General features: G+C 42.9%; 19 protein-coding genes. 6 read left to right on the top strand and 13 right to left on the bottom strand.

What is annotated here, in order from left to right; translation table 11 throughout:
- Positions 1-70: 70 nt before the first annotated feature.
- Together MHB56_RS18130 and MHB56_RS18125 are read left to right on the top strand one after the other, a co-directional pair.
- Positions 71-1,846 carry an ABC transporter ATP-binding protein gene (locus MHB56_RS18130; protein WP_076098706.1) on the top strand — a complete coding sequence of 592 codons (1,776 nt, stop codon included), beginning with the start codon at positions 71-73 and terminating at the stop codon, positions 1,844-1,846.
- Positions 1,833-3,608: an ABC transporter ATP-binding protein gene (locus MHB56_RS18125; RefSeq protein ID WP_036684845.1), complete on the top strand. Its 1,776-nt coding sequence runs from the start codon at positions 1,833-1,835 to the stop codon at positions 3,606-3,608. The genes MHB56_RS18130 and MHB56_RS18125 overlap by 14 nt, the downstream gene beginning before the upstream one ends.
- Positions 3,609-3,689: 81 nt before the next feature.
- Here MHB56_RS18125 and MHB56_RS18120 read toward each other — a convergent pair whose 3' ends face one another.
- The 4 genes from MHB56_RS18120 to MHB56_RS18105 form a co-directional block, all read right to left on the bottom strand.
- Complete coding sequence (locus MHB56_RS18120; protein ID WP_341143833.1) at positions 3,690-7,055, bottom strand: HEAT repeat domain-containing protein; 3,366 nt, start codon at positions 7,053-7,055, stop codon at positions 3,690-3,692.
- A 175-nt stretch (positions 7,056-7,230) separates the two neighbouring features.
- Positions 7,231-7,983, bottom strand: a complete 753-nt coding sequence (gene yaaA / locus MHB56_RS18115; RefSeq protein WP_076279447.1) for a peroxide stress protein YaaA — start codon at positions 7,981-7,983, stop codon at positions 7,231-7,233.
- A 96-nt stretch (positions 7,984-8,079) separates the two neighbouring features.
- Positions 8,080-8,328 (bottom strand): hypothetical protein, encoded by a 249-nt coding sequence (locus MHB56_RS18110; RefSeq protein WP_076306694.1) that lies wholly within the window; start codon positions 8,326-8,328, stop codon positions 8,080-8,082.
- Positions 8,329-8,359: 31 nt separating this feature from the next.
- On the bottom strand, positions 8,360-9,916 hold the full coding sequence (locus tag MHB56_RS18105) for a glycosyltransferase family 39 protein (protein ID WP_341143832.1): 1,557 nt from the start codon (positions 9,914-9,916) through the stop codon (positions 8,360-8,362).
- A gap of 365 nt (positions 9,917-10,281) precedes the next feature.
- On the opposite strand from MHB56_RS18105, the gene MHB56_RS29875 reads away from it, so the two are divergent.
- Positions 10,282-10,362, top strand: coding sequence for a putative holin-like toxin (locus tag MHB56_RS29875; RefSeq protein WP_367946913.1), 81 nt, complete (start codon positions 10,282-10,284; stop codon positions 10,360-10,362).
- A gap of 226 nt (positions 10,363-10,588) precedes the next feature.
- Here MHB56_RS29875 and MHB56_RS18100 read toward each other — a convergent pair whose 3' ends face one another.
- Both MHB56_RS18100 and MHB56_RS18095 read right to left on the bottom strand, forming a co-directional pair.
- The gene (locus MHB56_RS18100; protein ID WP_076128561.1) at positions 10,589-11,458 is read right to left on the bottom strand and encodes an aminoglycoside phosphotransferase family protein; all 870 of its coding nucleotides are present in this window, start codon (positions 11,456-11,458) and stop codon (positions 10,589-10,591) included.
- Between the two features lie 51 nt (positions 11,459-11,509).
- On the bottom strand, positions 11,510-12,397 hold the full coding sequence (locus MHB56_RS18095; RefSeq protein ID WP_341143831.1) for a spermine/spermidine synthase domain-containing protein: 888 nt from the start codon (positions 12,395-12,397) through the stop codon (positions 11,510-11,512).
- A gap of 483 nt (positions 12,398-12,880) precedes the next feature.
- Here MHB56_RS18095 and MHB56_RS18090 point away from each other — a divergent pair, with 483 nt between their 5' ends.
- On the top strand, positions 12,881-14,404 hold the full coding sequence (locus MHB56_RS18090) for a flavocytochrome c (RefSeq protein ID WP_076302898.1): 1,524 nt from the start codon (positions 12,881-12,883) through the stop codon (positions 14,402-14,404).
- A gap of 83 nt (positions 14,405-14,487) precedes the next feature.
- Here MHB56_RS18090 and gnpA read toward each other — a convergent pair whose 3' ends face one another.
- Together gnpA and MHB56_RS18080 are read right to left on the bottom strand one after the other, a co-directional pair.
- Positions 14,488-16,650, bottom strand: coding sequence for a 1,3-beta-galactosyl-N-acetylhexosamine phosphorylase (gene gnpA / locus MHB56_RS18085; protein ID WP_076302897.1), 2,163 nt, complete (start codon positions 16,648-16,650; stop codon positions 14,488-14,490).
- Positions 16,651-16,662: 12 nt separating this feature from the next.
- Positions 16,663-17,682, bottom strand: a complete 1,020-nt coding sequence (locus MHB56_RS18080; RefSeq protein WP_076128555.1) for a glycoside hydrolase family 88/105 protein — start codon at positions 17,680-17,682, stop codon at positions 16,663-16,665.
- Between the two features lie 422 nt (positions 17,683-18,104).
- On the opposite strand from MHB56_RS18080, the gene MHB56_RS18075 reads away from it, so the two are divergent.
- On the top strand, positions 18,105-19,046 hold the full coding sequence (locus MHB56_RS18075) for an AraC family transcriptional regulator (protein WP_341143830.1): 942 nt from the start codon (positions 18,105-18,107) through the stop codon (positions 19,044-19,046).
- A gap of 22 nt (positions 19,047-19,068) precedes the next feature.
- Here the strand turns inward: MHB56_RS18075 and MHB56_RS18070 are convergent, their stop codons facing one another.
- From MHB56_RS18070 to MHB56_RS18055, 4 genes are all read right to left on the bottom strand, one after another.
- Complete coding sequence (locus MHB56_RS18070) at positions 19,069-19,827, bottom strand: hypothetical protein (protein WP_076104110.1); 759 nt, start codon at positions 19,825-19,827, stop codon at positions 19,069-19,071.
- Positions 19,828-20,079: 252 nt separating this feature from the next.
- On the bottom strand, positions 20,080-20,802 hold the full coding sequence (locus MHB56_RS18065; RefSeq protein WP_076302895.1) for an MBL fold metallo-hydrolase: 723 nt from the start codon (positions 20,800-20,802) through the stop codon (positions 20,080-20,082).
- A gap of 113 nt (positions 20,803-20,915) precedes the next feature.
- Positions 20,916-21,485 (bottom strand): SF0329 family protein, encoded by a 570-nt coding sequence (locus MHB56_RS18060; protein WP_076185132.1) that lies wholly within the window; start codon positions 21,483-21,485, stop codon positions 20,916-20,918.
- Positions 21,467-21,832 (bottom strand): winged helix-turn-helix transcriptional regulator, encoded by a 366-nt coding sequence (locus tag MHB56_RS18055; protein ID WP_076128545.1) that lies wholly within the window; start codon positions 21,830-21,832, stop codon positions 21,467-21,469. The genes MHB56_RS18060 and MHB56_RS18055 overlap by 19 nt, the downstream gene beginning before the upstream one ends.
- A gap of 191 nt (positions 21,833-22,023) precedes the next feature.
- Here MHB56_RS18055 and MHB56_RS18050 point away from each other — a divergent pair, with 191 nt between their 5' ends.
- Positions 22,024-22,557 (top strand): NAD(P)H-dependent oxidoreductase, encoded by a 534-nt coding sequence (locus tag MHB56_RS18050; RefSeq protein WP_076302894.1) that lies wholly within the window; start codon positions 22,024-22,026, stop codon positions 22,555-22,557.
- Between the two features lie 73 nt (positions 22,558-22,630).
- On the opposite strand, the gene MHB56_RS18045 is transcribed toward MHB56_RS18050, so the two are convergent.
- Positions 22,631-23,797, bottom strand: coding sequence for a DUF4317 domain-containing protein (locus MHB56_RS18045; protein ID WP_076128541.1), 1,167 nt, complete (start codon positions 23,795-23,797; stop codon positions 22,631-22,633).
- Between the last annotated feature and the right edge of the window lie 102 nt (positions 23,798-23,899).

Genomic DNA, 23,899 nt, shown 5'->3' with positions numbered 1-23,899 from the left:
ATCACTTTGTTTTATTTACTCTTTTCAGGCAAGAGTGAAGGAACAAGAACAATCAGAAACAGGTGATCAGATGTTCGAACTGAAATGGCTATGGCAGAACCTAGAGGGAAACCGGACGCGATACATTCTGGCACTCTGCCTTTCGGTGGTGGGCTCAAGTCTTACAATCGTGAATCCGTACATCAGTCAGCGCATTGTCGATACGTTTATAGCCGGTGACAACGCTCTGCAGAATCTTACACAAGAACGGCAATTATTGATTATGCTCTGTCTGGGCATGATCGGATTTTCTCTACTGCGCACAGGTCTCGCATATTTCACGACCATGCAGTACGAGATATCCTCGCAAAATATGATGTACAATGTCCGCATTTATTTGTACAACAAAATTCAGGGACAGGACAGAAAATACTACGATCATAATCGTACCGGCGATCTTATGACCAAGATGACAGGCGATCTGGACATGGTTCGTCACTCTATGGCCTGGATTTTTAAGACGATCATTGAATCGCTAACGATCTTCCTTGCCGCCGTTATCTATTTTTTCACCATAGATGCGGAACTGACGCTGTGGATGCTTATCCTGTCACCGCCCATTTTTATCGTGGCTTACATATTCGCTAAACGCGTCCGTCCTATGTATATTGACTTGCGTGAACGGCTGTCCCAGCTTAACACGACTACACAGGAGAATATCTCAGGCAACCGTGTGGTCAAGGCTTTTGCCCGTGAGGAATTCGAGGTCGAAAAATTCACAGAGAAGAATGTCAACTATTCTACAGCGAACAAAAAGGCCGCCCTTGTATGGCTTGATTATTTTCCTTATCTGGAATCCTTCGCTCAGGGCTTCAACGTAATCCTTATGTTGGTTGGTGGTTTGTTCCTTATGAACGGCCGGATCACCTTCGGTGAGTTTATGGCCTTCTCTTCGCTTATTTGGGCTATATCGAACCCTATGCGCAACATCGGTATCATTATCAACGACATTCAGCGCTTTTTTGCGAGCTTGTCCAAAATCGTAGATATCTATTATGCCCGGCCAAATATTGTTAATGAGCATACTGTCACTGACAAACGCCGTTATGAAGGCCGTATTGAATTCGATCATGTCCGCTTCAAATATGATAGCGCTATCGTGCTGGACGATATTAGCTTTACCGTTGAACCCGGTGAAACTGTAGCAATCATGGGCGCGACAGGATCAGGCAAAACAACAATCATCAACCTCATCCCTCGCTTCTACGATGTAGCTGAAGGGCGCGTACTCGTAGACGGTGTTGATGTTCGGCAGCTGGAGCTTGATGAACTTCGTGGAAATATCGGCATGGCGACCCAAGATGTACTCTTGTTCTCTGATACCATTGATGGAAACATCGCCTATGGCGATCCTGATCTTCCGGAAGAAGATGCAATGGGTTATGCAGAGCTCGCAGCCGCACACGACTTCATTACCAAAATGCCTGAAGGTTATGATACCGTTGTCGGGGAACGCGGAGTCGGACTATCGGGGGGGCAAAAGCAGCGTATTGCCTTAGCGCGTGCTTTGGCGGTACACCGTCCTATCCTGATTCTCGATGATACGACCTCTGCGGTCGACCTTGAGACGGAGGAGCATATCCAAAAAAGTCTACGTGAACTGGACTATCCTTGTACGAAAATTATTATTGCGCAGCGTGTATCTACTACCTCGCAAGCCGACCGTATTCTTATTCTGGATGGCGGGAAGCTAGTTGAGGAAGGGACTCACACTGAACTGCTAGCGAAACGTGGTTACTATTACGAAGTGTTTAAACTGCAGAACGAGGGTATTGGAAGGCAGGTGACCGCAAGTGGCAAGGAATAAATTTGACGTCGATGAAAATCTTGAATCGCCGTTTAATATAAAACACTTCCGGCGTGCGATGGTATATATTAAACGAAAGAAAACGCCAATGATTGTTGCGTTCGTGCTCAGTGCACTTTCAGCAGCCATTTCACTGTCGGCTCCGCTGATCATGCAACATGTCATCGACGTGACCATTCCGGCAAAAGAGAAGCTTGCACTGCTGGGTTGGGCTGCACTGATGCTTGTGACCATCGTGGTCAGCGTTTATCTGGCTACGATACGCTCGCGCATCATGACGAGTGTTGGGCAGGATATTATTTTTGACATCCGAACGGATTTGTTTAAGCATCTGCAAGAATTGCCTTTCAAATATTATGACGACCGCCCACAGGGCAAGATCCTTATCCGGGTCGTAAATTACGTCAACGCCGTTTCAGATGTGCTGTCCAACGGGATTATCAACTTTATTCTAGAAATCGTGAATTTGCTCTTTATCGCAGCCTTCATGTTCGCTGTCGATGTACGACTCTCATTTGTCATCCTTGCCGGACTGCCAGTCTTCCTTGGCATCATGCTGCTGATCAAAACCCGGCAACGCCGGGCATGGCAAGCAGTGTCCAACAAAAGCTCTAACCTGAACGCCTATCTGCAAGAGAGCATCAGCGGTATTGGTGTGACACAAATGTTCTCCCGGGAACAACGTAACGAAGGAATCTTCACACGTCTCGCGGGTAATTTCCGTAAAGAATGGATGAAGGCTCAACGTTACAACTTACTTATTCCGTTCTCTGTAGACAACTTGTCTACGATCGTTACATCATTAATTTTCCTTGTAGGCCTACTAACACTGAGTCCTCAAGACATGACCCTCGGTGTCATTCTGGCGATGAGCAGCTACGCTGCCCGCTTCTGGCAGCCGATTCTGAATCTTTCGAACCTGTACAATAACTTCATCAACGCCGTTGCCTATCTTGAGCGTATCTTCGAAACGCTGGATGAACCGGTTACCGTCAGTGATATCCCGGATGCAAAAACACTGCCATCTGTACAGGGCCATGTCACCTTCGACGATGTAACTTTCGCCTATGACCCGGGGCTTAATATTCTGGAGAATATCTCCTTCAAGGTCAAAGCGGGAGAAAGCATCGCGCTGGTAGGACCCACAGGTGCGGGCAAAACAACCGTCGTCAATCTGATCTCACGCTTTTATAACATTTCCAGTGGTCAGATTCTGATCGACGGCCAGGATATCTCGCAGGTGACGTTAAAATCTCTTCGCAGCCAGATGGGGATTATGTTACAGGATAGCTTCATCTTCTCCGGTACCATTCTGGACAATATTCGGTACGGCCGACTGGATGCGACCGAAGAAGAAGTAATCGCCGCTGCAAAGGCCGTTTGCGCCGACGAATTCATCCGTGAATTCGATCAAGGCTACATGACAGAGGTCAATGAACGTGGCTCCAAGCTGTCTCAAGGACAGCGGCAGCTCATTTCGTTCGCAAGAACACTTTTGGCAGATCCGCGCATTCTCATCTTGGATGAAGCCACTTCTTCCATTGATGCGAAGACTGAGCGCTTATTGCAAAAAGGGCTGAATGAACTGCTTAAGGGACGCACCTCGTTCATTATCGCGCATCGCCTCTCCACCGTAAAAAACTGCGATCGTATTATGTACGTATCTAACAAAGGCATCGCGGAAAGCGGCTCACATGATGAGCTTATCGCACAGCGGGGCCTTTACTACCGCCTCTACACAGCACAGAAGATGGAAGCTTAATCGAATAAACACCAAAAGAGCTCAGGCCGATTTGCAGCCTGAGCTTTTTGATGTTTTATTATTTTCAAAAAATATCAAAAACTAATCTATCGCCGTCCAAATATTTAGCGCAAGTGAGCGAACCGCAAGGTTCGTGTGATTTCTGTACAACCGCAGACGCTCTGCAGGCTCTGGACTCCACAATAGAGCACTTCCGGCAACTTCAAGCAACGAAAGTCCAATATACTGAGATTCATAACGGCTCTCAGACCCTAGAACATCTACAATTTCCAATAAAGTTTCCGGACTCCAGTATCCCGTGCTCTCTTCTAAATTATACGCGACCTGCTTATAGACATCGCTTAATAGCTGGGGCTGCTTTGAAATAGTGGTAACCATCCGATTGAGATAATTGGCGGATTCCTTCACATTATTCCAATCTATTGCTGCTATATACAATTTCATCACAGCTTGCTGTAAGGTCTCATCAGATGCCAGACAGTCAATCAGATCCGTATACAAAGGGATAAGGTGCATCCGGGTGATTTTTGGCAACGCTATCAGCTGGTTGACTAATTTCAGTAGACGTTGCCGATGAGGCAAATCTCTTTTGGCAGTGGCGTTCCATTCATCCCTTATCGCTGCACTAACCAGTCTCTGACATACACCAACTACAACCTCATTGATCTTACCATCGCGACAGGTTTCTACCAGCGTGTTCATAGCAGTTTCCCATCTAGTGCTGTCTTCCAAATCCGTAATAGACTGAGCGGTGGCAGCTGCAACAATCCCTTCATTTCCATTTGTCCACCGCATCATAGAAATGAAAGCATATCTGCCAATATACGCATCTTGGTGCCTTGCGATTTCAAGGATTAATCCTAGATAACGTGGTCTAAAGTCTAGCGGAAGAGCATTAGGCTGTTGAGATAATAAACTTCCTGCAATGTCACTTTCTGATGAAGAAGCCATTGTACTTAACATATCCCAAGCGCGTTCATCATCTAAAAGCTGTTTCGCAGCATGCCCTATGGCTATGATTACATCCTTGTGTGCATTGGGTTTCTCGAACTCATTCATCAATAGCGGAAGGCTGTCATCGCTTCTATAAGCGCCCAGTAAGCGGATGGCTTCTTTTCTGACAGTGATCTTCAGCTTATCCCGATTCAGAAGCTCTTTCAGCATGGTAACCAGTAACACCGGATTCACCCTGCGGATGCATCTGGGTATCGAGTACATGGCTACACGGGCCCGGTCCCCATCCAGATTCTCCAGCAGAACGGGAAGTGCCTTCTCCGGTTCTTCCATAAGCGAAAAGGCATGAAGTGCAGCTTCTACTACAGTTACTTCCTTATCCTGCATAAGCCCAAGTAACCTATCCGAACCGAGATCAGGCATGCTTGCCATGATCTTAATAACGCTTGCACGCTCCCAAAGATTACGTTTGGCATCGTATGCAATTTTTTCTAATAAGGCACTTAAAGCTTGTTGCTGACGTGGCAGCCATCTGTAGAATCCATCCGCGGCCGGCACAAGATAGATAGTTTTGCCTGATAGGAACTTGCCCTTAATGACAGCTCCTGAAATAAAAGGATCGAGCCATTCCTGACGCTTCAGATGCAGATGCTGGAACACTTCATGGATCGTAATATACGATTTATCTAAAACTAATAATTCCTTAACTCTGGCATCACGCGTTGTACGAGGCGCAAGCCAGTATCTGGCCGCTTGTATGGCTGTAGAATCCGCCTTTGCCTTCGTTGCTTCCTTTAACAGATTCTGAAGTTTTATGATGCCGTAACCTCTTTTACCGAAAGAGCTAGCTAGGCTTAACACCAGATTGTAATCTTCTCTTTTGTTGGCCTGTACAGCTAATGTATAAATTTCGTCGAAGATAATCTCTTCTACTCCCCGGGGTAAATTCTTCTCCAAGGATGGAAGGGAAAGCTGCCCATTCTGCTTGGCCAATTTCTGAATCGTATTTAAAGAAAACTTAAACAGCTCACCGTGAGGATGTAATGCGTTATGCCGGAGAATAGCAAACGCCAGTTGTTGAACGGAAAATTTTGTACCATATGAAGTATCTCTGGCCTCTATAACACTATCAACAAGCAAAGTAAGCTCTTGTACATGGGCATCCGTGAACACAGACGCAGGACTTTCCGATAGCTCTTTAAACACAGCGCCCCGGACAGGATCCTGATCATTTTTAATCCGGCCCAGATACACCAAAGTTTCATTCATGCCCTGTCTCGACAGAACGGTACTTCTGATCAGCTGCATAAGCGCCGTGGCACGTTCGTCTGCACTGGATACCTGTGTTGCTTGTTCAAGTCCCGCTCTTGAATGAAGAATAGAACGGCAAGCAGTAAATCTGACTGTTCTCTCCCGGTCATCATTGATTTCACGAAGGCCAAGCATCCGGGTGGCTTCCTTGTCACGCAAGGCATGTGGTAATACATATAGTAATCTTTCCGGAAAAATACGTTCATTGCGTTTATCTTCTTCATACACAGCATCGAAAATGACCTTGCGGTTAGAGGGTGCAATATTCTGAAGCAGCTTTGCTATGTGCATAGGGTGATCTGCGAGTAGTTTCGCTATCTCCATCCATTGATCCATGGATAAATATTTTTTCCTTTTAAGAACAGCTTCAGGAACACCATAAGAAATCAGATCGCTCCGCGACTCCGTTCGTGTTAACAGCTGATACACCTTATTAGGATTTTGGCGTACAAGCGTGCCAAGCTGTTCTTTTAACGCAGGATGTATGATGCCCATAGGTCCATGGTTCAGCGCACACTCCAGCACCAAATCTGCCTGCAGATTGCATAGGATCTCCAGAGCTGATGAGAATCTCCACCAGACATAGCCTTTTTCCCTAAGTGGTGTGCTTTCCAGTGTTGTTGCAAAGTATTCTGCTACTACGTCAATATGTCGGCTGGATAATTTCTTCCAGTCTTTTATGGCATATCCGATATCAGCAAGCCATTTACTTACCGTTGCCGAATAACAGGCCGGCAATATAATCGCGGCTTCCTCCGCCCCCCACCGGGCGTACACCATAGGCAATAAACGTTCCGCCAATTCCTGACGGTTAATCTGTGAAATACTGTGCAGCAGCTTACGGCGGCAATCATGGGATAAATGAGGGAGCTCATGTTCAATATCAGCATCCAAAGCCACCTTTGCCAAAAGACCCGCAGCCGTATTTCTGATACTTGCCTTGGGATGCCGCAGTGCTGATAGAATAATAGCAGCATCTTGTGTTGCAATGGCGCCGATTAAGGCAAGTCGTGCTTCATAAACGCCATCCTCCAGCAAAGAGGCTAGTAATTGGGAGTACTGGACAGATCCGAGATGATCACGGCCTAGGATTGCTACTTTCTTGATTCTGTCGGAATAACCTAGCGAATCCAATTCTTTAAGTAAGCTCTGTTTATCCAATGGATCTCTTTTGAAAATCATAAGTCCTCCTCGTTAACCTGTTCTTATTCCACCCGAACTTTATTCTCTATACCCTAATCTATCCCCTTTAAAAAAACTAGAATTCAGCATCTGGTTTCGTTGACCAAAAAATAAAGGTAACCCTGAAGCAGGTTATTCAACCCCCTTCAGAATTACCCATCATGTACTGCTTGCTCTAGTCATTCTTTTTCTGAATAAACACATACGTACGCTCATCCGACAGCTCATCAGCAAAGCTGAAATCAAATCCGTCGAAGCCTTTGATATCCTCCACACAGCTGATTTGCCGCTCAGCCATGAAGCGTACCATTTCACCTCTGGCCATCTTGACCAGGGTCGCTCTCTCTACTACCTTACCGCCGATCTCCTGCCCGAATACACAACTAACCATTCGAACATTCCCGCCAATGTAAGGGGAGATGCACTTGCTGTATTCCTTAGAGGCCAGATTCAGAATGATGTCAGTCTCCGAAAACAGCTGATCTGCCAGCTTCCTGTTCCAGAACTCGTAGATAGACTTGAAACCAGGTCCGCTAAGCTTTGCCTGCATCTCCAGCCTGTACGGCACAACGCCGTCAAATGGCCGGACGATTCCATAGAATCCGGACAATATCCGTAAATGCTGCTGAAGATATTCCAGCTCCTCCATTTGAAGTACCCCGGGTGCCATGTACTGGTACTGGATACCCTCATAAGAAAAAATAGCCGGTGTAAGATTCCGTGTTACATCCATATCCCGAATCCGCTCCACATTCAGCGTGGCGATGGCATCATTGCATTTCCATAACGATTTGGCTTCTTCATAATTCAACTTTTGTAATAAGGCCAGAAGAGTCTGCGACTCGCTTATGAATTGCGGCATCTGGCGGCAATCCAAGAAATCCGTATCCATCTTCATCTTCTTGGCAGGCGATATAATGATTCTCATGGTGCTCCCTTTTCTTACCCCCGCGGGGAATTTAAATGTAACATTATCCTATCACACTTAATCTTCGTAGGCTTGGGGCAAGTTCATGAAATTTGTTCACTGCCGCCCACTTTGTGCGCCACCGCCATCTGTACCTGGGTTGCCGTTTCTCCTTGACCCACCATTCATGCCGGGAGATCCGCCCCCATCTTTCCCCCGTCCGCCGGTGAAGCCCTGTCCCCCGTTCGCTCTTGACCCGGAGTCAGTACTCGTTATCTTCTGTGCGGTAATAGCATCGCAGGAGACGAGCACCATGGAACAACTTAGCACTGCTATGAGCAAAGCGAAATACCGCTTGATCCGCATCTTTGAATCCCCTCTTTCCGAGCGAACATAGTTAACGTGGAAAATATCTTTTTAACATATAATCGTATACGTCCTTAAAACCCATGTAGGATAATACGATTTGCAGCGGATACACCGGGTAAATATACCGGGACTTGATCTCCCATAAAAGATAGAATCCGATAAAGCCCAGCACCACAAGAATCAAAGAGGTCTCTTCAAATCTTTTGGCTCTTATTCCACCCATTAAGCGAACGAGTATAAATACATACATCAGAAAATTCAGAACATACAGCAGCCACAACATTCCGCTTCTATAATTGGAGTCTGCCTTAAACAAATCCGTAGCAGCATTAGTGTAGCTATAACGGTCCATGACAAAGCCCATTCTTCCCCCGTTACTGGATGATCCGTCATTTCCGAGCCCATATCGTTCCATCTGGTAGGTTCCTTCCGTCCATGTCCAAACGATTTTTTTATAATACATCTTCACTAAGTCACTTAGGCCCGCCTCGGAGAGTTTATTACTGATTTCTTCTTTAAATAACTCCGTACTTTCTGCCTTATTATAATTTGCATCCTGCTGATAGATAGCGTAGCTCTCCCGGTTGTCCCAGAACCCAAACGTCTCCAGATTGATCCCCATATTCAGCCACATGTAGACAGGTGCGGAATTTTCGTTCATCGGTTCATCTACAACATTCGTCGCCTGCAGCACAGCATTTTGCGTCCAGCCGGGAACATTAAACAATATGGCCGTGATAAACAAAGCGCTAAAAACCTTTTTCACCCCGATAGAACGTATGTTAAATAAAAGACCCGCCACCACGGTAATCAGAAAAATAACACCGATACTGCGGAAATAGTTGCCTATTGCCAGTAAGAGAGCTGCGAAGAGAATATCCTTAATGGACCTTCTTTTAATAAATCTTATGGCAAAATATAAAGCACTTGTCAGAAAGGCGGTAGCGATCACATCGTTATAGATAAAATTACTCATAAACAATGAAGGGATAAAGGTTGCAGCAAACACGAGGATGCCATAATCCTTATCCTTGGACTTATAATTGAGCTCTTTATACAGCATGTAAATCATTAATGAGGTTAAGAGTGTAAACAGAATATTAAATATTTTGATTACCAGATAATTATCCGGAAAGATCAACAACAACGTCTTTAAATATAAAACGATCGAAAAATTAAACGGAAACATATGCAGATAGCCGTTCGTGTCAAACGACGAATAATCATTCCTGTACAGCATGTCGAGTGCCAATGAAAGCACTGTCTGCGAATCATCCGTCGGCAAGCGTGGAAACAGAAAGATAATCACCATCTGGATTGCAAAAGAAAACAGCAGTATGGCTGGAATGACTATTTTCCAACTGTACTTATTAAGCTTCAGGCACATTTTATACAAAATAACGCTTAATGCCAGCACCACTGCGATCACTAGAATAAAAAGACCCAGCTGTTGTCTCTCCAAAATTGGCGTGTCCCCATATACGAAATAATTATATTTCGCCCTAATAAAAAAGGAGGATGCGATAAAAAGACCGATAAAGAATGCAAGTATGAGATACAATGTTTTTTTAATTCCTCTTATCATGGAAAACCTCCTTTGCGCAATCGAAAGCCCTTTACAATCCGCTGCCCCGATTCATAAAAAGCATTATAAACACCCAAACTGAAAATCCAATGAAAATCGGATGTTTGGGAATTCGCAAAGAAGAGATTTAGAAAGAGAGGTACGTCCTACAATTGGGAATCAAAAAATCGCAAATGTGATACGGAAGTTTCAAAATGGAGAGAGTTGCGGAGACAAAGAGAGGAAATGGAAAACTACTCCAATCCTAGGGAGTATTATGACAAGAGTCTTAATTCTCTTTCAAACGATTATGCTATACTGGTGGAGCAAATAGAATAGGCTTAAAGGGTCGGTCGGCTACCTCTCACCGAAGGGAGGGATGCCTTGTGACAGTGTTTGAAGCAATGATGCTTATGCTAACCTTTGGTTCGCTTATCGTAGCGCTGCTGTCCAATAAACGCAAATAGACCGCCCACTCACAAAGGCATGCGGTCTATCTGTCGTGTCCTATTTGCTGAAGCCTACCGCCCTTAAAAGCGGCTATTGCCTTGGGAGTCGTGTTACAGCACGGCTCTCTTTGCATTTTACGTCTTTTCTACCTTTAATATACCACAAATAATTTAATAACGTAATAATGTACGGTGTTACACTACATTTCCAATCTCCCAGAAAATCCATCCATCCTTGCGTACATCAGAACAATTTACTATCCATCTTTTTTAAAAACCGATTATTAGCGATTAAGCCTTTCACTCTCTTCGTTGTATTAGGCCCTTTCGGTGTGCTACCTCTTCTATTCAGCAAAATCCACCGTAGACATGCCCAAGCTTCAAAGATCTCAAGTTCTTCCTGATCCATATCATTTTCCAATAGATAAGCAGTTCTGAACACATCAGCATAACGCTCAGAGATATATATTTTCAGCAGAATAAGTGACCAGGCAAAATCATATCTAGAGTCTCCCAACTGGCCGTTCGTCCAATCGATTATGGTATATCGCTCTTTATCCTCCACTATATTTCCGATATGAAAATCCCCATGAATGATACAGTCTTGCTTCATTGGAGTTTGCTCAACCAGAGAAGTCAATACATTATAAATATCAGATTGTTCTTTAGCTTCAGGGAAAAAGTAGCCGATGAAATCGTATTTTGGCAGTTGTATATTTCCAATCTCTTCAACGCGAATTTTATGTATTTTTGCTAATAGGCTTGCGAGTTCCTTCATTTTCCTGGTATTCATTTTATGAATAGGGGTTCCGTCAAAACTTGTTAACAACACCTTATGTCCCTCCGGATTGATTCCCCAGCCCACTGGTTTAGAGACGGCTACTCCTCGTTCGGATAGAACATCCAATAAACGATATTGAAACTGGACATCCGGTCTGGATTCCTTATTCCATGTTTTCAGTACATAGCTCTCTTGATCAGAATTAATCCTCATGACCTCAGCTTCAAATCCTTGATCCATTGTATGCGCAGTTAAGCTGTCTTCCTGATTTAATAAGTCGTTTATGATTTCGTTGTGCTCTAGCCAATTTATGATAGATATAGGAGTTTTCAAAAATGGGTCTTCCTTTCGGAGTCAGCTACAACAGATTAACGGAACTCAAAATTATAAATAACATAAAATAGATTGTTCTATCCAGTACATAAATACAGTATCCGGGCTTTTCTTTTCAAACTTTTTCATTTTTAAATACATGTCCATTCCATCAGAAACATCATGCCATAAATCCGTAAATACAAAATCATATTTTTCCTTAGACATATATTGTTCTGCATATTCGAAAGCATCTGCTTGGATAAGCCTGATCTTGTGAGCATTACTGAATTGTGGCAGTACATATTTATTAAATAAATCAATGACATCTTGATTTTTTTCAACAACCGTTATGCTTTCAACATTAACTTTTTCAGAAACCATATAAGCATAATAGCCAAGTCCAAGCCCAAACGTAAGAACATTCCCAAACGCTTTATCAACAGCTTCTTTCATTGTTTCTATTTCATTTGGCGTGATCGTCATCCAGATTCTGTCATTCTCCAAGACAGCCGGGAACATGAATTCAGTTTGAAAAAAACCAACCTGAGGAATTTGTCTTCCCTCTTCTGTCCGGATGATATCATTGCAAACAAAACCTTCAAAAGGTTTATATTTTTCATATTTTAATTCACTATTATTAATCTTTATAGTTGGTATCTTGATATTTTTATAATATGGATTGTCATAATATTCATTTGCATCAAGCTTATGAAGCATATTGCTAAAATATTGGTTGAACAATTCCTTATCATCAACATTATCAACCGTATCCATCCCAAAAGCAGCAGCCAGCATTAAACCAAAAGCGTATTCATAAGATACACCACAGTTTACGATTTCTTCAATTTCTTCTTTGTTAATAAAGTCGGGGGTATTATTCAAATAGCGGCTTAGTAAAGCAAATACTTTATAGTTATCTTCTTTTACTGTTTCTTTTATTACATTATTAAATTCCATATTCTCACCTATTAATTAGAATTTGTTTCTATGTCTCATGTTAGTCTTTCCGGATTGACTAGTAGGCAATACTCTCATTTTACCATTTAAAAATCCAGAAGAACAAAAACCGCTTTACTAATCCGTGACAGTTACCACTTCTACAGTGAGAAAATCTCACGCCAAATCTTCTAGTTATATGGTTTATGGTCCATTTTCCGCCTAATCCGCTCAATATTTCGTTACCCTATGTTAGAATAGACGACTTGTATAATTTGTGAAAACTTTCACTAATAGTCATGATTGATGGTATACTTAATAAGAAGATGAACTAAAGAGAATAACGATGGAAACTGTGGACGTAACCGTAGAAGATTTGAAGTTAGGAGAATAACAGCGACGCGCGCGCTTCTCCACTTCCAACTCCCTCTGATACTTCCTTTCTTTTTTGTCGGGTTCTTTTGGTACATCTTAATAGAGAAATATAAAAGTGGAGGGTTAACAATGAAAAAGAAAGCAGCTGGTGCTCTGAGTCTCGTCCTCTCTGTCATGCTCGTTATCGCAGGTTGCGGTAATGGAAACGACAAGGTGAACGAGAGCAAGAGTAATAACAACGAGAAAAAAGAAGTTGAAGCCGTCTCCGGGGCATCTGAAGCAAGCTACACACCATTCGATCAATTAAAAGATAAATATGATATCATCATTGTCGGTGCGGGTGGTGCGGGAATGTCCGCGGCGCTTGAGGCCAAAGAGAAAGGCATGAACCCTGTTATTTTGGAAAAAATGCCGGTTGCCGGCGGGAACACAACCAAATCCTCTTCGGGAATGAACGCTTCTGAAACGAAATTCCAAAAAGAACAAAACATTGAAGACAGCAATGATTTATTTTATGAAGAGTCATTAAAAGGTGGCCATGACACTAACGACAAAGAAATGCTTCGTTTCTTCGTTGATAATTCCGCGAGTGCGATCGATTGGCTGGATTCCATCGGAATCCGCTTGAACAATATCACCATTACAGGCGGCATGAACGAAAAACGTACACACCGTCCTGAAGATGGCTCTGCTGTGGGTCAATACCTTGTCAAAGGTTTAGTAAAAAACGTACAAGAGAAAGAAATCCCACTTTTCGTGAATGCTGATGTCAAAGAAATCACTGAAAAAGATGGCAAAGTAAATGGCGTCAAGGTCCTCTTTAACCAAACAGAGGAAAAAACAATTACGGCAGATGCTGTCGTTGTAACCACTGGCGGATTCGGTGCCAATATGGATTTGATCTCCGAAGTAAGACCTGACTTGGAAGGCTACGTTACTACTAACCAAATCGGCAGTACCGGAGACGGCATCAAGATGATTGAGAAACTCGGCGGCACAACCGTCGATATGGATCAAATCCAAGTTCACCCGACTGTGCAGCAAGAAAAATCCTACCTCATCGGCGAAGCTGTTCGTGGGGAAGGCGCTATCCTTGTTTCCAGTGAAGGTACACGGTTCACCAATGAATTGGATACCCGTGATAAAGTAACAGCTTCCATCAATACACTACCTGAAAAAGCAGCTACGCTGGTCTTTGATTCCGGTGTTAAATCCCGTGTGAAGGCTGTTGAACAATATGACAAAATGGGCTTCGTGATTCAGGCGGATTCCATCGAAGCTTTGGCCAAAGAAATCGGTGTTCCAGAGGATAAGCTGGCAACAACGCTTGATACTTGGAACAGCGCCGTTAAGAATAAAAAGGATGCCGAATTTGGCAGAACTACAGGAATGGACAATGACCTGTCCACTGGTCCTTTCTACGCTATTAAAATTGCTCCTGGGATTCACTACACCATGGGTGGCGTGAAGATCAATACGAACACAGAGGTTCTAAATAAAGATGGTGAAGCTATCGCTGGTCTGTTTGCGGCAGGCGAAGTTACAGGCGGCTTACACGGACAAAACCGGATTGGCGGCAACTCTGTTGCAGAAATCATTATTTTTGGTCGTCAAGCCGGGATCAAATCTGCTGAATTCATAAAAGCAAAATAAGTAGATAACAGATACTATAGGCCTCACAGCAAAAAGCTCAAGCATCGGCAAGTTAGCCGCTGGCTTGAGCTTTTTTAATGGGATTAATCGCCAATAGTTCGGATAATAGTATCAAACGGATCTAATTCCAGGGTTTGTTGTCCATATTCCGTATCAATCGTAGTTTTTTGAAGCTGGTCGCTATTGTTAATCACGACGAGTATTTTACTTTCTGGATAATAAGCACACTCTGTATATAAATTATCCGTAATGTACTTTGTTTCCTTTAACTCATTCCCGGCATAACGAATCACATTTAATAGCAATCTTGTATTTTCAAAGCTTAAGGTGAAAGAAGGCAGGTAGATCCCCTTTCCTTTACCAAAGGCATGGGTGGACAATGTTATCATCCCACTCTTTTCACACAATACCGCTGCTGAGCCATCCGTAAGATAGATGTTATTTTTAGGTGTTATGCTGGCTCCTTCAGGCACTAAACCTTGCTCATCTCTAGCCTCAAATGTCCATCTTCCATGAGCTACCTTGGAGCCTGTATCCTCATCCAGACCAAGCACATGTGCCATTCTGAAAAAGCTGTCATAACCATCAAGCGCCGAAGGCTGATTGATACCTATAAAAGTACCGCCCTCATAAACCCATTCTGTCAGTAAGTCCACGCACTTATGGTCACTCCAATATTCTCCACCACTCCATGCTGAACCTGCCGAGCCGGCATTGATCACTACATCACACTCTTGTAATACTCCCTTACGGATATCTTCAAAATCAATGAACTGCACCTCAACCGGCAACCCGGACAAAGCCTCGTTGATATGAATCAAATCATGCATATACGTTTCATGGAAATGTCCGGACAAGGTCCACGATCTCAATTTGCCCCAAGCGTGCAAAATGGCTACCTTCGTCTTAATGTGATACGGTTTGCCTTTATGATGCAGCTCTTTAATTTCTCTGAATTCATCCGCGATCTTTTCGATATAATCACAAAAATCCGGATAAGGCTCTACAAGATGCAAATATCCGCCCAGTCCAATCCGATCTATAGGCTCTCTGAGCAAGGCGCGCCGGATATTAATCCAATACTTTTTGGCATCGAGCGTAGGGTTACCTCCCTCCATAAACGTAGGAAGCCCTCCCAATCCAACCGGAAATAAATAGGGATGCAGCCGAATCTCATGGGTATCTACTTTTACACCAGAGCAAAGCCTTGCCTCATACCCTGAGAACACACATTTAATCATCCCGTCAAAACCAAACTCCTCAAAACGGTCATTGTAAGGCTCCATGCCAACCCAACTATCATCATAGAAGACATACGCCAGCTTATCGTGCTTATGCACAATATCAATTAATTGCTTACCAAATTCGATGACAAAATCATTGATAAATGCCATATAGTCCAGCTTCCGCTGCTGCGCCGGGATATGACTGACCCGATATTTCCCACCATTCACAAAATCCTCGGCCGTGAGCGAATACCCATATTTCTTGGCAAACAGATCAAGCGCCCTTGAGCTTACCGTAAAATCATATGAACCCCAGTCCGAGAACAAATGGCGATTGCGCTCATCACTGCCCCAGATCCAGGCGAAATTATAAAAGAGGGAGGTGAACCGAACCACTGTTGTTTCCTTATGCTTACGACACCAATCTTCAATCCAATGGAGTAAATATTTTTGCGTTTCTACATAGATGGGATCAATCTGCATCAGATGCTCTTTTTCCCAGTGATTCGTGGTGTGATTGTACATGGAGATCTCTTCCCAAATCCGGTAGACCATGAAGCTGACTGTGTATTTATGCCAAGGCGTTATTCCAGTAATGACTACATTTCCCGATTCCCGCTCATAATTCCACAGTTCTCTTGGAACCTCTTCGCCCGTCGTTCGGTCAAAAACCTGCCAGTACTTAAACGCCTCTTTGGAATCATTCACTCGGAATTGTTCAGCAAAAAAATCCTCCATCAGATAGATGGATAAATAATCTTGTACCGCTACCTTCGGATTAGTTATTAAAAAGCTCTGCTGCAGTTTGTCTGAATTCTGTGACGCCCATTCGTTATGATCTCTGATGATGCAGATTGTAGAATAAATGCCGTATCCTGCGTTGATAATCTCATCGGACAACTGTGTGCCGTCACTGTCACGGATGACATCGGCACCCCAACGTTCAGCTAATTCCAGGGTCAATGCCTCATAACCGGATTCTCCCGGCAGTGTAAAGGCCCCCGTTGTTTGTTTGGACAACTTGGATCCCTCCTATTTAAGCATATCGGATAGAAAAGCTAATGCTAAGCCTTGCCCCCAGCCTTGAATCCAGTCTTTTGGAATATTGCGGTATCCTTCCCGGTCCTTCATAACCGCTGTTCCGCCAGAGACACCCAGTACCCGTCCATCTTCGCTGATATTGTTCAAAATACCTTTTAGGGCTTTTTGCACATATTTGGTATGCAGCGGATTGCCGTTATTGATCATAGCAGCCGCAATGCCGCAAGACGCGGATACTTCTTCATAAGACTCCTCGTCATCGAGTACTGTCCGCCACAGGCCGTTCTCCGTTTGCACCAGCTTGAGTGCGGCCAGCTGATCGCGCAGCGAACACTCCACGTCCATACACTGCGGATACAGATACCATTCTTTCAAAAGCTTTTTAACTTGCGACATGGTGTATGCGCCCCAAGCATTCGCTCTGCCCCAGAATAGTCCAGACATGTGATCCTGCTTCACATTATTGTAGCCATGGTACCAAAACCCGCTGCTAGGATCTTGCAGGTATTTGATATGCCAATAATATTGATTCAAGGCATCTTGAATCATTTCCTGATCCTTTAATTTGCTTCCTACACGGAGCAGGAAAAATGCCGCCATAAACAAGGTATCCGCCCATGCCTGTTCTGGAAAATCATTAGAAATAGAGACGGTATGCTGCAACACATGATCTCCGAATCTAAGCGCATTGTTCTGCAGATAATCTACTTTGCTCATCACAATATCCCAATATTTCTGATTGCCTGTTTCCTCATACAAAGTGATCAGCATATGGCCCATGGCACAGGTATTTACCGTCCAATCCGGCAGACCCAGCTCGATATATTCATCTGCCCACTGGACAAGCATATCCAAATACTCTTTATTTCCTGTAGTTTCATAAGCTCTGGTTACCCCATAATAAGCCACACCACAAGGCCAGTCCCATGTTAAATCCATCGCCATTGTTTTTCTGACCACTTTGTCGATGACCCTTAAAATCTCTTCTCTGTCATAAGTTAATTGAAGCATCTGGTTTCTCCTCTCTTTCGCACACGCCCCCAAAGGCGCTTGAGAGCTGTCCGTCCATATTGTAAACGCTTTACTAACTCTATTGTAAGTAGTAAAATGGTCTGATTCTAAGCATATTCATAACTAAACTGTGCAATTTCAACCATTAACTTTTGTTCGCTATATCTTGGAATTAGCCGTGACTACAGAGAATATTTGGACTTCCGGCCGCTGTTGTCGTAAGAATTTCTTGATTTGTAACGCTATTAGCGGTTGAAATCCGGAGACAAAGGCGGACGCTACGCCCCTAAAGTTCCAAGATTCTCCTCCGCCACTTTTCCTCAAATTGTATAATATCAAGTTCTCTTTATATAGTTGAATTTGATATAACGTTAACCTATAATCTACTCAACCTACGTAATAAGAATGGGAGTATTGAGAATATGCCCAGAAAAAAGAAACCCATCATTGAATACCGCCACTACAGCTTACCGATAAACTTTCCTATCTTGCTGTTAAGCGGTGAACGTTGGAAGATTTCTGATATTAAAAGTGAACATCTGCATTTCCATAATCATTTGGAGATTGGCATTTGCCATTCGGATAGCGGCATCATGGAGATCAAAGGAGAATCTGTGCCTTTTAAAGCCGGAGATGTGACCTTCATCCCTAGGTATCTCCCTCATACAACTTATAGTTCGCCGAATGAAGCCAGTCTGTGGTCTTATATCTTTTTTTCGCCTGAGGATCTTTTTCAGCAATCCTTCAAAAGCGCTTACAGCAACTTTGAGCCGAATCTGTGGGCAATTAAGGGAACAAACTGTATTTTGAATAAAGAGGAACATCCCAAGGTATATACCCTTGCGACATCGGTCGTAGAGGAATTGAAACAAAAAAATCCTTACTATCAAGAAAGTGCTTACGGCTTATTATTATCGCTTTATATAGAGCTTCTTAGAATTCATTCCCGGAATGAACCCTTGGTTAATCAAGACACAGAGCATAGCCTGAAGGGCGATTTTGTCATCTCACCCGTTCTGGAATACATCACTAAAAACTACATGATGCCAATTACTATCGATTTTTTAGCTGATCTGTGCCACCTAAGTACTACTCATTTTCGCAGGAAATTCCATGAGATTATGGGGTCCGCACCTCTCGACTTCCTAAACAGTACCCGTATTGAAGAGGCCTGCAAGCAGTTAAAAAGTACGGATGATTCCATTCTCTCCATCTCTGAGCAAGTCGGTTTTCAGTCCATATCCAGCTTCAACCGATGTTTCTCCAAGCTTATGGGTGAGTCACCTAAACAATGGCGTAAAGGCGCACAATCCGAAGCACAATCCGCTAAAGCGTCTATATTGGAATTTACGGGGTGGGTATGATCCATTGATCCATTGGTCTATTCTAGATCATCTTTCTCCCGATCGTTTTATATAACATGGTTCTTATCTTCTTTAACTGCGCAAAGTTTTCTTCAAATGAAATGCTGTGGGTCAGTGCCAGCCCTTTTGAGAAATCTTTTTTATATAGAAAAATTGATTCCAAATACAAACCTATGACATGAATCTGATTCCAAGTAGGATAACTTGAATTATGATAGAAGACAGTCAGCGTTTCTAATGCATAAAAATTATGACACCATCTCGCTTCCTCCATTATGTACTTCATTGCCGGTCCGTTATTGTTAATCATTATGTCTCGGAATTCATCTAAATGATTAGGCTGAACATCGACATATTCAATTGCATAAAAGGGCTTTACATGCCGTTTTCGCGCGCCTTCCCCTGGTGTAGGGTACGTGCTGTTTGGTGTGGTTACAAGTAACTCCATACGTATTGTTTCGAGCACGAAAGGTATATTCACATTTTTTAAGTTAGGTAAAATGATTTCGGCATCTTCTTTTTCCTTGATCTGCATTAGGATAAGATAATCCCATATAATGAATTCTCCATGTTTTTCGGCTGTTTTGTTATGACTGTAAACTGAAATATCCTCCACAGCATTATTTTGAGTCATGGATCCTAGAACGTCTGTGAGTTGGCTCTTTATTTCTTTTTTCATATGCTTTTTATACTTCTTATCGACTCCGATACTCCAAGCAATATAATAAGTATCATTTTGTGGTGTCAGTTTTAGATTCTCTACGCTTATTTTCTTATCCATTTCTGTTTCCCTTTCTGTACAAGTCCCCAGCCATCGATGTATAATTCGTCTAAGATTTCTAATAGCTCGGAAGGGGTCTGAAGCAAGGCTGCTTATGGTTAATCGTAACCCTGCTTCCCAATAAACGCAAATAAGCCCCCTCTATGAACTGCCCCATCAGGCACAACAAAAAGGCATGCGTCCGGTACACTACCGAATTCATACCTAACAAGTCGCCAAATAAAATAAGCTGTTATGTGGTAAGGCTAGCCTTTACTTGACCTCACAAAATCTATTTAACAAGGGAATGATTTGTTCCTTGCTCATAGGGGCGTCGTGCCCCGGGATATACGTAGTAAATGAAAGAGTCGATAAAAGCTCAATATATTCTTTCATTTTTATCGGATCAATTTTACCTTCTCCATGATAATAATCCCCGCTATGTGCATCGCCTGCGAATAATACTCCCGCTTCTTTTATATATACAACACAAGAATCGTCTTCATGTGGCCCTCCTACCTTTATAATCTGGCAAGTGGTGCCCCCTAAATCCAGCGTTAAAGCATTCTCGAACATAATATTTCCTGTGCTAACCTTAATCTTATCAAACGTATCATATTCTTTTTTCATACAGTTATAGGCGAATGCTATTTCTTCTTTGGTCTCTAAGCGTTTTACCACAGCTTCTTCATCCCATTCCCATTCTTTCAGGCGCTTTAGTGCCTCATTCGTTGCTGAAGAGACTATAGTTTCCCCGTCAAAAGCATGCATACCAAAGGTATGATCCCAATGCCAGTGCGTGATCAAAGCATATTTGGGACGTGGCAGATTGTTATCATCTAAACACTTTATAAAGGCATCTAAATGCGATTTTGAATTACCACAATCAATCATAATTGAAAAGCTGTCACCTACAACATATCCCAAAACAGGTCTGTCTGTTTCTCGGACACTTTCCAAATAATAAATAGAGTCATTTATTTTTTTGAGTTCCATCCTATTTTCTCTCCTTTATGGATACAGGTAAAGATACGCTCTATGGGGGAGATGATTACCTATTTATAATGGATGAAGCAGGTGCCATTGAGCAAGGGAGAGTTTAGTTATATTCACAATGTACTACGCCGTAGTTCATAAAAATATTGCACAATCGGATGCTTTAACTGCATCTTCTCGCTCATGTTTAAAATCCGCTTTTTCCCAACCCGTCTGTCCACTAAAGCCAGAATATTCAATAAGATATCATCGCTCTCTATGCTTTCCTCTATAGAAGTAGATAGAAACTTATTAGCTATAACGATAAAATTCGATTTACTTAATGACGTCTGTGCTGACAAAAGCTCCTTTGCAACTTCTGATATCTTTCTGCTTCTTGCAATGACTATTAGACGATCCTCCGGGATGTTCCCTTTACTATCTTTTCTAACCGCTTCAATGTCTTCAGGGTGGATTGGAATTTGGAGTTCTGAATCATTCTTAATCTCCTGCTCCGTCTGATACCATCTGATTGAGTTAGTTCTATCATTCATATTAAGTACGTTCTTTTTATCTACCGAAATATAACAGCTCCCTGATTTATCAGGTAAATAACGGTAGCTGCTTGCGCGATATTCAACCTTGCCGGATAACGCGGGACATAGAAAACTCTCCAGTTGTTGCTTTAATTTGCTCCAGGACATGTATCCTCCAACAAGACGATCTCTTCTCCTCGTCTTTGTCTTATTTTTATATTTTCTTTTCCCCAAGAACACATAACATCCACGATCTTATTGGCTGTAACGCCATATTCCGTGAGGCTGTATTCAACTTTTGGCGGCATCTGCTGGTACACGAATCTTTTGACAAGCCCATCCCTCTCAAGTTCACGAAGCTGCTGGATCAGAACCTTTTGTGAGATGCCTTGAATATTACGCTGTAATTCACTTGTTCTTTTGGCACCGGACATCAAAAAGCAAATGATCAAAGCTTTCCACTTTCCACCGATGATTTCTAGTGTTGCCTCTATCCCTAAATGATATTGTTTCATAGAATAACACCTCGTTCATGCTGATCAAATTAAGCTTACTCAAAACTTCATTGTTGCATATATTTTTTTCGGAGTCCAGTACACACCTCGAAGTAACCATCTTACTTTATTGTGTGTATTTTCTTTTTTTACAACCTGCAAGATAATAATAATATTCATAAATAATATAGGCCTGAGAATGGAGATTCATCATGAAAACACTAGTGATTTTGGCGCATCCAAACCTTGAGAATTCGAGGGTCAACCAGCGCTGGAAAGAAGAACTGCTGTTATATCCCAACGATATTACCCTTCATGAGATTTATAAAGAGTATCCTGACTGGAATATTGATGTTTCTAGAGAGCAGAATCTAATGGAAACATATGACCAAGTGATCTTTCAATTCCCGTTGTATTGGTACAGTTATCCGCCGCTATTAAAAAAATGGTTTGACGATGTGTTGGCTTACGGATGGGCTTATGGATCAAACGGGAACAAGCTTAACGGGAAAAAGTTAGGGCTGGCCCTGTCCATCGGTGATAAAAAAGAAAATTATCAACCAGAGGGCTCTGTTTCTTTTACCGTAGACGAAGTGATCGCACCCTTTAACGCCAGTGCCAAACATGTAGGCGCAGAAGCCCTACCGTACTTTGCTGTTTTTGGAGCTTCATTTCAAGCCAGCGATGAAGAAATTAATACTAGCGCAAAAGAATATATCGAATATATCTTTAATCACCGTATTTGACACAAAACAAATTGGGCTATCCTTAGTCTTGTTCAAAGACTTTAAGGATAGCCCATAGCATTGTTGAAGCGGTCTAAAGATTCTCTGTAGTAAGGGTGAATCCTTCGATCACGGCATCTTCGTCAACCTCAATCAAAATGCAGCGTCTCCCATGATAATTCACTTGCTTCACATATTTTAAATCCTGCGGGCTGACCGAAATCGTAGCTACCTTTGTATCGATCTTAATCGATTTGGTAGTGAATTTCGGCATTACGCTGCTCGCCTTCATCTCATAATGCTTATCGTCAACGATCGTTTCGAACGCCCGTTCCACTTTTTCCATTGTCACGTTCTCAACGCCACTTACCGTTAGTACACGTTCCAGGTCTCTATAATCGAGCTTTGGAGGTTCTTCCTTATCGTCGTTGGTTTCGATGACCTGATGGATCTCCTCGTACACCTGTGCGAGAGTGGTTGCATCAAGCTGTTCGCCCGCCACTTCCTTCACGATGTCTTCGAATATAGCTCTCTCTTCCAGAGCCGTATTGGATCTTTCGGCATTCAAGACCTCTCCGACAAAATGCGGATCTGGAAAGTTCGATTTCCCCGTACAATACAGAATGCGGTTCACATCGGAATAATTGTCCGTCACGCTTGGGTAAAAGAAACCTTGCTCCGGTGTGCTTAACTTGACGATCGGATCTACAATGACATTGTACTTGAACTCCCGCTCCACGTAATCAAACAAGAGAGCCTTCCGTTGTTTCTCCGTGGAATTCACGCTGCATAGGATAAAAGGATGCGCGAATAGTTCGTTTTTCTCACTTTCCTCGGCTTCATCGTTTCTATCTTTAGTCGGGCGGAAATACTGTCCTCGAACGAAAGTGATCACCGTATCCCGTTCATAATGAGTATCCGCCATCATTCTGTCCACCAACAGTAGCATCAGGTCCTGCCATTCATCTGGATCCCCTGTCACCAAAGCTTGATGAAGCATCACCTGCGCTGGCTCCTCCGCTTCCGCTTGAAACTTCAACTCGAACAATTTCTGATCCAGTTCACCGGTCAGGAGTTTTTTGAAATTGCCCATATACAGCTCCTGCTTCTCTCTGTCCACCATTCCAAATGGCTGGCGCTCCCAATGATAGATCTCGTTGCTTTCCTTCATAATATACACGTTGAGAATATCGTAAATACTCATTAAATCGTGATCCAGCTTAAATTGCTTGCGTATATGCGCGACTTCTTTCTTTATCATGATTCGTTAGACAACTCCTAGGAAGATTAATTGGTCTTTTCAGTATAAAGGATAAAAAAAAGCTTCGCTAGAAGGGGTTTTTAACGTTACTTCTTTTCAGTT

This window comes from Paenibacillus sp. FSL H8-0315, from assembly GCF_038005365.1.
GTDB lineage: Bacteria > Bacillota > Bacilli > Paenibacillales > Paenibacillaceae > Paenibacillus_AQ > Paenibacillus_AQ odorifer.
This window is presented reverse-complemented; position numbering and strand designations above follow the sequence as displayed.